The sequence below is a fragment of the Giesbergeria sinuosa genome, from assembly GCF_042652905.1.
Lineage (GTDB): Bacteria > Pseudomonadota > Gammaproteobacteria > Burkholderiales > Burkholderiaceae_C > Simplicispira > Simplicispira sinuosa.
Genome location: NZ_JBHSHJ010000001.1, coordinates 430,123 through 442,485, shown reverse-complemented (window position 1 = coordinate 442,485; position 12,363 = coordinate 430,123). Strand labels below are relative to the sequence as shown.

12 protein-coding genes are annotated in these 12,363 nt (G+C 55.9%); 8 read left to right on the top strand and 4 right to left on the bottom strand.

The window, feature by feature from the left end; genetic code table 11:
* Positions 1-42 precede the first annotated feature (42 nt).
* Together ACFO6X_RS01995 and ACFO6X_RS01990 are read left to right on the top strand one after the other, a co-directional pair.
* Entirely contained in the window at positions 43-984 is a 942-nt protein-coding gene (locus ACFO6X_RS01995; protein ID WP_382429524.1) for a DMT family transporter, read from the top strand.
* A gap of 70 nt (positions 985-1,054) precedes the next feature.
* Complete coding sequence (locus ACFO6X_RS01990; RefSeq protein WP_382429522.1) at positions 1,055-1,888, top strand: SDR family oxidoreductase; 834 nt, start codon at positions 1,055-1,057, stop codon at positions 1,886-1,888.
* On the opposite strand, the gene ACFO6X_RS01985 is transcribed toward ACFO6X_RS01990, so the two are convergent.
* The 3 genes from ACFO6X_RS01985 to lptM form a co-directional block, all read right to left on the bottom strand.
* The gene (locus ACFO6X_RS01985; RefSeq protein ID WP_382429520.1) at positions 1,889-2,719 is read right to left on the bottom strand and encodes an oxygen-binding di-iron domain-containing protein; all 831 of its coding nucleotides are present in this window, start codon (positions 2,717-2,719) and stop codon (positions 1,889-1,891) included.
* Positions 2,720-2,798: 79 nt separating this feature from the next.
* Positions 2,799-4,082: a diaminopimelate decarboxylase gene (gene lysA / locus ACFO6X_RS01980; protein WP_382429518.1), complete on the bottom strand. Its 1,284-nt coding sequence runs from the start codon at positions 4,080-4,082 to the stop codon at positions 2,799-2,801.
* Positions 4,079-4,249 carry an LPS translocon maturation chaperone LptM gene (lptM, locus tag ACFO6X_RS01975; protein WP_382429516.1) on the bottom strand — a complete coding sequence of 57 codons (171 nt, stop codon included), beginning with the start codon at positions 4,247-4,249 and terminating at the stop codon, positions 4,079-4,081. Before lptM ends, lysA begins: the two co-directional genes overlap by 4 nt.
* 11 nt (positions 4,250-4,260) lie before the next feature.
* Between lptM and cyaY the strand changes: the two genes are divergently transcribed.
* Entirely contained in the window at positions 4,261-4,596 is a 336-nt protein-coding gene (gene cyaY, locus ACFO6X_RS01970) for an iron donor protein CyaY (protein ID WP_382429514.1), read from the top strand.
* Positions 4,597-4,620: 24 nt separating this feature from the next.
* Here cyaY and ACFO6X_RS01965 read toward each other — a convergent pair whose 3' ends face one another.
* Entirely contained in the window at positions 4,621-7,047 is a 2,427-nt protein-coding gene (locus ACFO6X_RS01965; RefSeq protein ID WP_382429512.1) for a PBP1A family penicillin-binding protein, read from the bottom strand.
* 257 nt (positions 7,048-7,304) lie between these two features.
* Here ACFO6X_RS01965 and ACFO6X_RS01960 point away from each other — a divergent pair, with 257 nt between their 5' ends.
* Genes ACFO6X_RS01960 through pilQ form a run of 5 tightly spaced genes read left to right on the top strand, consistent with a single transcriptional unit; the run spans position 7,305 to position 12,359 of the window.
* Positions 7,305-8,384, top strand: a complete 1,080-nt coding sequence (locus tag ACFO6X_RS01960) for a pilus assembly protein PilM (protein ID WP_382429510.1) — start codon at positions 7,305-7,307, stop codon at positions 8,382-8,384.
* The gene (locus tag ACFO6X_RS01955) at positions 8,381-9,004 is read left to right on the top strand and encodes a PilN domain-containing protein (protein ID WP_382429508.1); all 624 of its coding nucleotides are present in this window, start codon (positions 8,381-8,383) and stop codon (positions 9,002-9,004) included. Before ACFO6X_RS01960 ends, ACFO6X_RS01955 begins: the two co-directional genes overlap by 4 nt.
* A 3-nt stretch (positions 9,005-9,007) precedes the next feature.
* A complete protein-coding gene (locus tag ACFO6X_RS01950) occupies positions 9,008-9,682 on the top strand; it encodes a type IV pilus inner membrane component PilO (protein WP_382429506.1) in 675 nt (224 codons plus the stop codon).
* Positions 9,679-10,218 (top strand): pilus assembly protein PilP, encoded by a 540-nt coding sequence (locus ACFO6X_RS01945; RefSeq protein WP_382429504.1) that lies wholly within the window; start codon positions 9,679-9,681, stop codon positions 10,216-10,218. Before ACFO6X_RS01950 ends, ACFO6X_RS01945 begins: the two co-directional genes overlap by 4 nt.
* Positions 10,215-12,359, top strand: a complete 2,145-nt coding sequence (gene pilQ, locus ACFO6X_RS01940; RefSeq protein WP_382429502.1) for a type IV pilus secretin PilQ — start codon at positions 10,215-10,217, stop codon at positions 12,357-12,359. The genes ACFO6X_RS01945 and pilQ overlap by 4 nt, the downstream gene beginning before the upstream one ends.
* Positions 12,360-12,363: the final 4 nt, after the last annotated feature.

Sequence of the window (12,363 nt, the reverse complement as noted above, 5' to 3'; positions counted from 1 at the left end):
TTGGGCGCCGTTGCTGTTACTGGCCGCCCTGTGGCCTCTTTTTTGTCTATCCTTGTGCCTTCCACCAACGCTACACCCGCACATACAGCCCAGCGCCACAGAGCCACAGGTTTGACCTTTGCCGTGTTGGGTGCAATGGCCTTCAGTGGCAAAGCCATCATCGTCAAGCTGGCCTATAGGCACGGTGTAGATGCCGTCACACTCATCATGTATCGGATGCTGTTTGCACTGCCTATTTTTGCCGCTATGGCGTGGTGGGCCAGTCGGGGCAAGCCGCCCTTAACACGCAAAGACTGGTTAGGCGTTTTGGGCCTAGGGGTGTCGGGTTACTATCTGGCCAGTTTTCTGGATTTTGCCGGGTTGGCCTACGTCAGTGCCAGCCTAGAGCGGCTCATTCTCTATCTCAACCCCACTATTGTGCTCATGCTGGGCTGGTTGCTGTATGGTCGCGGCATACGCTGGGGACAAGCACTGGGCATGGCGATCAGTTATGGTGGTGTTGTCTTGGTGTTTGGAACCGAACTGCAAGGGCAGGGCACCCAAGCCGTCTGGGGTGCTGTGCTGGTGTTGGGTAGTGCCATCAGTTATGCGTTGTATCTGGTTTATAGCGGCCAGATGGTGCAGCGCCTAGGTGCCTTGCGGTTGGTAGGATTGGCAACCTCCGTGGCGTGCATTCTTTGCCTGTTGCAGTTCGTGCTGTTGCGCCCGTGGTCAGCGGCAGCAGTAGCCCCCGAAGTCCTGTGGCTATCAGTGCTCAATGCCACACTCTGCACCGCGGCACCTGTTCTACTGGTCATGTTGGCCATCGAACGCATTGGTGCCGGAGCGGCAGCGCAAATGGGCATGGTCGGGCCTATGTCTACCATATTGATGGGTGCATGGCTGCTGGATGAGCCACTGACATGGACTGTGTTGGGCGGGACTGCCTTGGTGCTTGTGGGCATTTTCGTCTTCACACAAACACCCCGCCCCCCTGCTGGTTGATGGTCAGCCTGGAGGGTTTTCGTTTCTTCATGGTCAGCCCCTGCGCTGGCTGTAGCCAAAGGAGTAAGTCATGGATTTAGGAATTGCAGGCAAATGGGCACTGGTCTGTGGTGCCAGCAAGGGGCTGGGACTAGGCTGTGCACAGGCCTTGGTGCGAGAAGGCGTGAATGTAGTCATCAACGCCCGACAACCACAAGCACTGGCACAGGCCGCAGCACTGCTGACCACCGAGGCAGAACAAAGCGCCCGTCTGCGAGGGCAAACCAGCCACTTTCCGCTAGTGCTCACCGCCGCCGCAGACATCACCACCGCACAAGGACGTGAGGCCGTGCTCCACGCGCCCCATGGCCCTGGTGCCGCCTTTGACATTCTGGTCACCAATGCGGGGGGGCCACCCACCGGAGATTTTCGTGATTGGGGACGCGAGGCTTGGTTGGCTGCCGTAGAGGCCAACATGCTCACCCCCATCGAGTTGATCAAGGCCACCGTCGATGGCATGGCCGCTCGGGGTTTTGGTCGCATCATCAACATCACATCCAGCGCCGTCAAAGCACCCATCGACATCTTGGGTTTGTCTAATGGCGCTCGTAGCGGTCTGACAGGCTTTGTGGCTGGGTTGGCACGCAGCCCTGAACTGGCCGGACGGGGCGTGACCATCAACAACTTGCTGCCTGGCAAGTTCTCTACAGACCGGCTCGAAGCCACGCTCCATGGCAGCGCAGCCAAAACCGGGCAGAGTCTGCAAACCGTGCGCACCACGATGTTGCAGAGCATTCCAGCAGGCCGTTTTGGCACCCCCGCTGAGTTTGGTGCTTTTTGTGCGTTTGTTTGCAGCCAGCATGCTGGCTACCTGAACGGACAAAACCTACTGCTAGATGGCGGTGCCTACCCCGGTGCCTTCTGATCAGGGCGCGCGCAAAGCTTGCAGAATCGGCAGAGGCGGGCGCACCACCGGGTCGATGATTGCGGTGGGCACTTGGTAAGACCGCTCATCAAACAGGTCAATACCGCAAGCCAGATTCTCAATCCAAGCCAAAAACTCGCTGATCGCCTGCTGTCCCATCAGCGGGGCACCATGCTGTGGCACGATCATGGCAATGTCGAGCTGGCGCACCATGTTTACCCACAGGCGCAAAATCTTGTTAGACACCATGTAGCGGCGGTGAAAGCCCTCCATCAGCGGCAGGTGGCTCTTGAAGTTGGTCACGGGGCGGGCCGCTTGGGCGCCATCCATCATCGACACCCCCAGATCGCCCGTGAACAAAATGCGACTGACCGGGTCATAAAACTGGAAGTTGCCTTCCGAGTGCATAAAGTGGGCCGGAATCATCCAGATTTCATGGCGCCCCAATGGCAAACGACCACCAACATCAGCCACGCTGATGACCCGGTTTTCGGTCTTGCCCGCCTTGGTGAAATGGGGCACAAAACGTTCCCAGATACGCGAAATGACCAACAATGCCTTGGTGCTGGAGAGCCAGCGATCCAATGCTGCAATGATGTCAGGATCAGCATGCGAGGCCAGCACATACGAGAGCTTTTGCGGCGGGAAATGCTTGAGCATCCCCATATACAGCTCGTTGTAGGCCAAATTGCCTCCTGGATCAATGATGGCGCCAGTATCGTCATCCACAATCAGGAATTGGTTGGCCTGCACAGCCTGCCCATCTTCTTCCACCAAATCGGTGAACATGTAACAGGCATGGTTTTTGTCGCGGTAAAGTTCAATGGGCATATCGGGAGCGGCATAAAACTGCCGCATCGGGTGGATCGAAAGACCAGGCCGGGCCGACAGTTGCCGCCCAGACCGGCACTCAGAGGGAAAGCAGGCGCTCGTTACGGAAGCTCTCAGCAGCCGACTCGCGTGGACGAATCACTTGGGCGGTCTCGGCGCTGACCAGCACTTCAGCCGCACGGCCCCGGGTGTTGTAGTTGCTGGCCATCGACATGCAGTAAGCTCCCGCCGACAGCACCGCCAAGCGGTCGCCCGACTGCACTGCCAAGCTGCGCTCACGCCCCAGCCAATCCCCGCTCTCACACACCGGCCCCACCACATCGTAGACCTGCGCCAACACGTCGCTGCGCTGGTGCAACGGCACAATACCGTGGAAGGCTTGGTACATGGCTGGACGCGGCAAATCATTCATAGCGGCATCCACAATACAGAAGTTCTTTTCTTCGCCTGGTTTCAGGTAGAGCACTTCGGTCACACACAGCCCGGCATTGCCCACCAACGAGCGGCCTGGTTCAATCAAAAACTGGCGGTCGCCAAAGCCGCGTGCATCCATCTTCGCCAGCAATTGCGCCCACAAGTCATCGGCGGCAGGGGGGGTGTCACCGTTGTAGTTGATACCCAAGCCCCCACCAAAATCGATATGGTGAATCGGGATACCAGCCGCCTCAATAGCCTCGATCAAATCCAGCACTCGGTCGGCGGCATCCAGATAGGGGGTGGCTTCTGTGATTTGCGACCCAATGTGACAGTCTATGCCCACCACACGGATGCCTGGCAAACTGGCAGCGCGCTGGTAGGTGACCAAGGTACGCTCATGGGCAACACCAAACTTGTTACCCTTGAGCCCCGTGGAGATATAGGGATGGGTCTTGGGGTCCACATTGGGATTGACGCGGATACTCACTGGCGCTTGCAAACCCATCGATACCGCCACCTCGCTGAGCACCTCCAGCTCGGCTTCGCTCTCGACATTAAAGCAGAGGATACCGGCTTGCAATGCCTGGCGCATCTCGGCGCGGGTTTTACCCACCCCCGAAAAAATCACCTTGCCCGCATCGCCGCCTGCCGCCAATACGCGTTCCAACTCCCCACCCGACACAATATCAAAGCCACAGCCCTGACGGGCAAAGAACTGCACAATAGCCAATGACGGATTGGCCTTCATGGCATAGCAAATCTGCACTTTGCGCCCCGCAAAACCGCGCTGGTAGGCAGCCAGCGCCTCTTGCATGGCGGCGCTGGAATAGACAAACAACGGCGTACCGTGGGTTTGTGCCAGTTCTGTGACACGCACTGCTTCAACAAACAAATCAGCGCCCCGATAGGCGATGTGGGGATGACCAGGCAATACAGTAGACGTCATGGAGCAACAGAAGAAGGGACTGGGGTGGCTGGGGCCGGCGTAACGGCAGGCACTGCCGCAGACGATGGCAAATACAGTGGGCCACGCTGACCGCAAGCCGACAATGCCGCTGCCACGCTGGCAACAAGGACAAAGCGCCTGACTAGAATTTGAAACGCTTTCAACATGGTGAAATTGTATGACCGACCTTGAATTCTTGGCCCAAGCTGAAAAATTGTTACTGGCCGTCGAACAATCCTGCGACCGTATCAACGACACCACCGACGCAGACATCGACAGCCAACGCAGTGGTGGCATGGTCACACTCACATTCCGCAACCGCAGCCAAATTGTTATCAACCAGCAAAAGCCGCTGCATGAAATCTGGTTGGCTACCCGCTCTGGAGGCTATCACTACCGTTTTGATGGCAGCCAGTGGCAATGCACCAAAGGCAGTGGCGAGTTTTTTGCCCGACTAGACGCTGATGCCAGCACCCAAGCGGGGCTGGCATTGCGCTTCACGGCAGGCGCTTGAAACCATTTGCACCCAGCATAACCCTCAGTTGCGGAACAGATCCATGATCCGGTTACGCTCCTCAGCAGCGGGTGGCTGTGGGGCGGCCTCGGTAGCAGCACCGGTGCCAGTGGTGGTGGATCGCCCCTCTGTTCCTAAGCTAGACACTCCGCCACCACGCGCATATTCGGTGTAGAACCACTCACCACCACTTTGCACCACCCCTGTGGGTACAGTAGGCTCCATCACGGGCACATCTTTCAGGGCATGGGCCATGAATGAGATCCAGACTGGCAAACTCAGCCCGCCGCCAGTTTCGCGGCTGCCCAAGTTGCGTGGTGTGTCATAACCAATCCAAGTCACAGCGGCCAAGGTCGGCTGAAACCCAGCAAACCAAGCATCCATCGCATCATTGGTGGTGCCCGTCTTGCCATACAAATCAGGGCGTTTCAGTGTGGCCTGTGCTCTGGCCGCAGTGCCTGAACGGGTCACCTCCTGCAACAGGCTGTCCATAATAAAAGCATTGCGGGCATCAATGGCTCGCTCTTGCTTGTCCAGCACCGGTGGCTGTATTTCTGAAATCACCTTCCCCTTGTGGTCTGTGACCTTGGCAATCAGCCAAGGATTGACCCGGTAGCCCCCGTTGGCAAACACCGAATACCCCACTGCCAATTGCATGGGCGTGACCGAACCAGCCCCCAAAGCCATCGTCAGGTAGGGCAGGTGTTTTTCAGCATCAAATCCAAAACGGGTGACCCATTGCTGCGCATTCTTGGTGCCTACAGCCTGCAAAATACGAATAGAAATCATATTCTTCGACTTAGCCAACCCCGTACGCATCGTCATCGGCCCATCGTACTTGCCATCGTAGTTTTTTGGCTCCCAAGGCTGCCCCCCTGTCACACCAGCATCAAAAAACAACGGGCTGTCATTGATGATCGTGGCCGGAGTGAACCCCTTCTCCAACGAAGCAGAGTAAATAAATGGCTTAAAACTCGACCCAGGCTGGCGCCATGCTTGGGTCACATGGTTGAACTTGTTCTTATCAAAGTCAAACCCCCCCACCAGCGCCCGGATAGCGCCCGTGCGAGGGTCTAAGGCCACAAAGGCACCCTCAACTTCTGGCAGCTGTGTCGCCTCCCAAGTCTTCTTAGCCGTTTTGGTCACCCGGATGATGGCCCCGCGGCGCAACTTGGTATTGGGTGGTGCCTTGTCGCTCAGGCCCGACTGCACAGGCCGCAAGCCCTCGCCAGTGATCTCCAACACATCGCCATTGCCACGCACAGCCACCACCTTGCGTGGGCTGACCTCTAACACGATGGCCGATAACACATCGCCATTGTCTGGATGATCAGCCAGCGCCTCATCAATCGCATCATCCAGTGCCTGCGCATTACTGGGCAGGGTGACAAACTTTTCTGGCCCGCGGTAAGGCTGGCGCCGCTCATAGTCCATGATGCCACGGCGCAATGCCTGATAGGCCGCCTCTTGGTCACCTGCATTCAGTGTGGTGTACACATTGAGCCCACGGGTATAGGCCTCATTGCCATACTGCGCAAAAATGAGCTGACGTGCCATCTCAGCCACATACTCTGCATGGGTGCGGGTCTGATCCGAGCTGCTGCGAATACGCAGCGTCTCTTCGCGGGCCTGTGCAGCCTGCTCAGACGTGATGAAATTGTTTTCCTCCATCCGGTCGATGATGTGCAACTGGCGCACCCGCGCCCGTTTAGGGTTGCTGATCGGGTTGTAGGCTGATGGTGCTTTGGGCAGCCCTGCCAGCATGGCCGCCTCGGCCACCGACACCTGCTTGAGCGGCTTGCCAAAATACACCTCTGCGGCAGCCGCAAAACCGTAGGCCCGATTGCCCAAGAAAATCTGATTCATGTAGATTTCCAGAATCTGATCTTTGGTCAGCAAATGTTCGAGCTTGAAGGTCAGTAAGATTTCGTAAATCTTCCGGGTGAATGTTTTCTCGGATGAGAGGTAAACATTGCGTGCCACCTGCATGGTGATGGTAGATGCGCCTTGGCTTTTCACCCGCCCAATATTGGCCAGACCTGCACGCAAAATCCCCTTGAAATCCACCCCGTTATGTTCAAAAAAGCGGGTGTCTTCAATGGCCAACACCGCATTTTTCATCACCTCTGGAATGTCTTGGATTGGCGTCAAATTGCGGCGCTCTTCACCAAACTCACCCAACAACGCCCCCTCAGCCGAATAGACCCGCAATGGCAGCTTGGGCCGGTAATCAGCCAAGTCTGAAATGTCAGGCAAATTGGGGTAAGCCATTGCCAGCGCGACCCCCACCACCAGTATGGCAGCCAGAACACCAGCGACCACCAACCCCAGACTCCAAAGAATCAGGCGCAGCAACCAATGCCGCTTTTGGGGTAAAACAGGCGCTGGAGGCGAAGGAGTTTCCTCTGGAGGAATAGGCGAACTATCGGGGGGAAAGGCGGGGGGCGGCATAACGCTCCGGATCGGTAAGGATGCACATTATAAAAATGCGTGCTTGCTGGTGGAAAATCCACACTTGGCACAGCCTGTGCTTTAGCGATGATGCACGAGCCCAGTGATGCAATGGCATCGGTCAGTGCGTCTACTTTTGGCAACGAACGCCCGGCACCGTGGCAGCAAAAGCCTTTGCTGCGGGACTATCTTACTGATAGCATCCATCCAAAACGACGAGCGTGTTGCCTATTTTTTCAGCATAAGGGGGAGCCATCTTGATTTCTGTGGGAGCTTTGTTCAGTCAACAGCCCGCCCCGCTGGTCGGCATTGACATCAGTTCCTCCAGTGCCAAGCTGGTGGAGCTTGCGCACAACAAGGCCGGCGGGCTGGTGCTGGAGCGGTGCGCCATCGAGCCTCTAGAGCGTGGCTGGATCACCGACGGCAACATCGAAAAATTTGATGAAGTCGCCGAGGCCCTACGCCGCTTGGTCAAAAAAAGCGGCACCCGCACCAAACAGGTGGCATTGGCCTTGCCGCCTTCGGCTGTCATCACCAAAAAGATCACATTGCCTGCGGGCCTGACCGACCAAGAGCTGGAAGTGCAGGTTGAGTCCGAAGCCAACCAATACATCCCCTTCTCGCTGGACGAGGTCAGTTTAGACTTTTGTGTGGTTGGCCCGAATAAAAGTTCCCCAGGTGATGTAGACGTGCTCATTGCTGCGTCACGCCGGGAAAAAGTACAAGACCGCCAAGGGCTGGCCGAAGCCGCTGGACTCAAGGCGGTTATTGTGGACATCGAATCCTATGCCGCCCGTTTGGCGGCCAGCCGCCTGATCGAAGCCTTGCCCAACAAGGGCGTAGATGCGGTCGTGGCCCTGTTTGAGGTGGGTGCCCTGACCACCAGCATGCAGGTGATCCGCAACGAAGAAGTGCTCTACGACCGAGATCAGGCTTTTGGTGGCGCACAACTCACCCAGCTCATCGTGCGCCAATATGGTTTCTCGCCCGAAGAAGCTGAAAGCAAAAAGCGCAATGGTGATCTGCCCGACGATTACGCCTCTGCTGTGCTCAAACCTTTTGTAGAAACCCTGGCCCAAGAAATTGGCCGGGCACTACAGTTCTTCTTTACCAGTACCCCCCACAATCGGGTAGACCACATCATGCTGGCAGGCGGTTCAGCCCCCCTGCCTGGCCTGACCGAAGCAGTTACCCAACATGCTGGTGCTGTGTGCAGTGTGGTCAATCCCTTTGAAGGCATGGACATCGGCAGCGGTGTTCGCATGAAAAAAATGGCGCGTGAGGCACCGTCTTATCTCACCTCCTGTGGATTGGCGATGCGGAGGTTTTTGCAGTGATCTTGATCAATTTGCTTCCCCACCGGGAAGCCGCCCGCAAGCACCGGCGTGAAATGTTCCAGGCCACGATGTTCGCATCGTTCCTGGTAGGGTTGTTGATTGCTGGCGGCATCTATTCGTGGTTCCAGATGCAAATCGGTGAACAACAGACCAAAAACGACTTTTTGCAAGGCGAAATCAAGGTACTGGAAAACCAGATCAAAGAAATTGCCACCATTGAAGAGGAAATTGCTGCCCTGACCGCACGACAAAAGGCGGTGGAAGATTTGCAGGCTGATCGCAATCTACCAGTGCATCTGCTGACCGAACTGGTCAAGCAACTGCCAGATGGCGTGTACGTGACCAACCTCAAGCAAGAGGGCCGTACTGTCACGATGCAAGGCATGGCGCAGTCCAATGAGCGTATTTCGGAAATGCTGCGCAACCTGAGCAACAACACCCCTTGGCTGGCCAAACCCGAACTGGTGGAGATTGTCTCTGGCAATGTGGCCTTGGGTGCCCGCGACCAACGCCGTGTTGCGGCCTTCAAGATGAACTTCCAGTTGATGCGTGCCAGTGAAGTCGAGAAAACCGCCACAGGCCAAGGCACAGGCACAGGCACCGCCCAGACCGGAAAGTAGAGCATGGTCAAAAAGCAAATTCCCAAGATTGACTTTGCAGCACTGCAACAGGATGTGCAGCGCCAGTTCACCAACCTAGACACCAAAGACCCATCACTGTGGCCGCCCCTGCCGCGTACTCTGTTGTGTGTCTTTATTGCAGTGGGCGTTGCCGTGGCCTTGTGGTTTGCCGTGCTGGTCGATTATGAGGCTGAGCTGGAGGCTGCACAGGCACAAGAGCAAACCTTGCGCCAAGACTACCAAAAGAAGCTGCTCAAGGCTGTCAGTTTGGATGCCCTCAAGAAACAACGTGAGCAAATTCAGCAGTATGTGATCCAACTGGAAAAACAACTGCCCAGCAAGGCAGAAATGGCCGCGTTGCTCTCAGACATCAACCAAGCAGGCTTGGGTCGTAGTTTGCAATTTGAACTGTTCCGGCCGGGTCAAGTGGTTGCCCGTGACTACTATGCCGAATTGCCAATTGCCGTGCGCGTCACCGGCAAATACCATGACATGGGTTCATTTGCGGCAGATGTAGCCCACCTGTCACGCATTGTGACCATGGACAACATCGTCATCGCCCCCAATCCTAAAGACGGTGCCAACCTGACCATGGATGCCACAGCCCGCACCTACCGCTATCTGGACTCTGAAGAAGTACAGGCCCAGCGCAAGGCGACTGAAGGGAAGAAGAAATGAAGCGCATGCTGATACTGGCCTGCTGCACCTTGCCACTGCTGGGATGTGAATCGTCCGGAGAACAGGAATTGCGCGATTGGATGGCCCAAGAGCGTGCCCAAACCAAGCCCAAAGTCACCCCCCTGTCCGAGCCAAAACAATTTCAGCCAATGCCCTACACCGCCGAGAGCAGCATTGAGCCGTTTGACAAGCTCAAACTGGTACAGGCTTTGCGACGCGAATCGGCACAAGTGACTGCCAACGCGGGCCTTATTGCCCCCGAGTTAGCACGGCGCAAAGAACCATTGGAAGCATTTCCATTAGACACCATGGCGATGGTGGGCAGCTTGGACAAGCTGGGCAAACCTACAGCATTGCTCCGGGTAGACAACCTCTTGTACCAGGTGCAGGTGGGCCATTATCTGGGGCAAAACTACGGGCGTATCACCGCTATCACAGAGACGGCCATTCAACTGCGGGAAATCGTCCAGGATGCTACTGGGGACTGGGTAGAGCGTGCTGCATCGCTGGAACTGCAAGAGGGAGCGAAGAAATGAAACAGAAAAACATGGCCATGATGGGAGCGTTCCGGCGTGCCGTGGCTGTTGCAGCCGCTGCGCTGGTCTCGACCGCGGCACTGGCACAAGGAACCATTCAGGCCGTGACAGGTTCGATTCTGGGAGGTGCAGAAGTGTTGCGCATCGACCTGAGTGAGCCACTAACGGCCTTGCCACATGGTTTTGCTACGCAATCGCCTGCGCGTATTGCGCTGGATTTTCCAGACACCCTGAATGCTTTGGGCAGCAGTCTGGTCAATATCAACCAGGGCAACCTGAAATCCGCCAACGTGGTGCAGGCCCAAGGTCGCTCCCGGGTAGTACTCAACCTGAAGCAGGCCACCTCCTACCGCGCCGAATTGCAGGGCAAATCTCTGTTGCTCATTCTGGAGCCTGTGGCCAACTCTGGCACTGTGGCACCTGCAGTCCAAAAAACCACCTTTGCCGAAGACCAAAACACCACCACCCTGCCCATCAAGGATGTGGATTTTCGCCGTGGTGCCGATGGCGCGGGCCGCATCATCATCAAACTACCCAACAACCAAGTAGGGGTGGATCTGCGACAGCAAGGCAAGGGGCTGAGCATTGATTTTCTGCATTCCTCCTTGCCTGAAGGTTTGCGCCGCCGCTTGGATGTGGCCGATTTTGGTACCCCAGTGCAACTGATCAGTGCCGCACAGCAAGGTGACCGTGTGCGCATGACCATCGAATCCAATGGCGAATGGGAGCACAGTGCTTACCAAAGCGACAACCAATTCGTGGTAGAAGTTCGGCAAAAAAAGGTCGATCTGAGCAAACTTTCTCCCGGCCCAGGTTATAGCAACGAGAAACTGTCACTCAATTTTCAGAATATTGATTTACGTGCCCTGCTTGGTGTCTTTGCCGACTTTACCAACATCAATATTGTGACCTCAGATACGGTCAATGGCTCCATGACCTTGCGCCTGAAAGACGTGCCTTGGGATCAGGCTCTGCAAATCATCATGGAGGCCAAAGGACTGGGCCAACGCAAAACTGGCAATGTGCTCTGGATTGCGCCCAAAGACGAAATTGATGAGCGCACGAAAAAAGATTATGAAGCGGCCTTGGCGATTCAAAAATTAGAGCCATTGCGCACACAAGCATTCCAGCTCAACTATGCCAAGGCCGATGCCATCGTCGACCAGCTCACCAAATCGGCCAGCAGTGGTGGTAGTGGCGGCAGCTCCACACGCTTTTTGTCTGAGCGCGGAAGCGCCATTTCTGAACCACGCACCAACCAGATTTTTGTCTCAGATACCCCCGGTAAACTGGAAGAAGTACGTCAACTGATCGCCAGCTTGGATGTAGCAGTGCGCCAAGTATTGATTGAGGCCCGCATCGTAGAGGCCCGTGATACTTTTGGCCGTTCATTAGGGGTGCGCTTGGGAGGCTCCGATCTGCGAGCCAACCGAGGAGGCGACGGTGGCTATAGTCTGGGTAACAACAACCGTGTGGCTTTTGGCTCTTCTTATGCCAACGCAGTGGCCAGCAGTGGTGCGGGTGGCAATGTAGATACCTCCTCTTCTTTCGTGAATCTGCCTGCCAGCCTCTCCAGCGCAGCCAGTTTCGGCAATTTCGCGCTGTCTATTTTTAACTCTGCGGCCAATCGTTATCTGAATTTGGAACTCTCAGCCATGGAGGCCGATGGCCAAGGCAAGGTCGTTTCTAGCCCACGCCTGATCACTGCCGACCAAGTCAAGGCGCTGATTGAACAGGGTACAGAATATCCCTATTCTGTGACGGCACCCAATGGTGCCACCACCATTGCGTTCAAAAAGGCCGTTTTGAAGCTGGAGGTCACGCCCCAAATTACCCCTGAGGGAAATATCATTCTGGACTTGGACGTGAACAAGGACAGCCGTGGTGAAACCACCCTGCAAGGCGTAGCGATTGATACCAAACACATCAAAACCCAAGTGTTGATTGAAAATGGCGGCACCGTTGTGATTGGTGGTATTTTTGAAATGGAAGAAACCAACCAAGAAAACAAAATCCCTTTCTTTGGTGATGTGCCAGTGGTAGGCAATCTCTTCAAAAGTAAAACCAAGGAGTCCGCCAAACGGGAAATGTTGGTATTTATCACCCCCAAGATCATCACTGAGCGTACTGCACAGCGTTAAAAAT

Excerpts from the sequence above, each read along its gene's own strand:
- ACFO6X_RS01990 (WP_382429522.1), top strand. The coding sequence starts at position 1,055 with ATGGATTTAGGAATTGCAGGCAAATGGGCACTGGTCTGTGGTGCCAGC.
- ACFO6X_RS01985 (WP_382429520.1), bottom strand. The coding sequence starts at position 2,719 with ATGCCCATTGAACTTTACCGCGACAAAAACCATGCCTGTTACATGTTC.
- lysA (WP_382429518.1), bottom strand. The coding sequence starts at position 4,082 with ATGACGTCTACTGTATTGCCTGGTCATCCCCACATCGCCTATCGGGGC.
- lptM (WP_382429516.1), bottom strand. The coding sequence starts at position 4,249 with ATGTTGAAAGCGTTTCAAATTCTAGTCAGGCGCTTTGTCCTTGTTGCC.
- cyaY (WP_382429514.1), top strand. The coding sequence starts at position 4,261 with ATGACCGACCTTGAATTCTTGGCCCAAGCTGAAAAATTGTTACTGGCC.
- ACFO6X_RS01965 (WP_382429512.1), bottom strand. The coding sequence starts at position 7,047 with ATGCCGCCCCCCGCCTTTCCCCCCGATAGTTCGCCTATTCCTCCAGAG.
- ACFO6X_RS01950 (WP_382429506.1), top strand. The coding sequence starts at position 9,008 with ATGGTCAAAAAGCAAATTCCCAAGATTGACTTTGCAGCACTGCAACAG.
- ACFO6X_RS01945 (WP_382429504.1), top strand. The coding sequence starts at position 9,679 with ATGAAGCGCATGCTGATACTGGCCTGCTGCACCTTGCCACTGCTGGGA.
- pilQ (WP_382429502.1), top strand. The coding sequence starts at position 10,215 with ATGAAACAGAAAAACATGGCCATGATGGGAGCGTTCCGGCGTGCCGTG.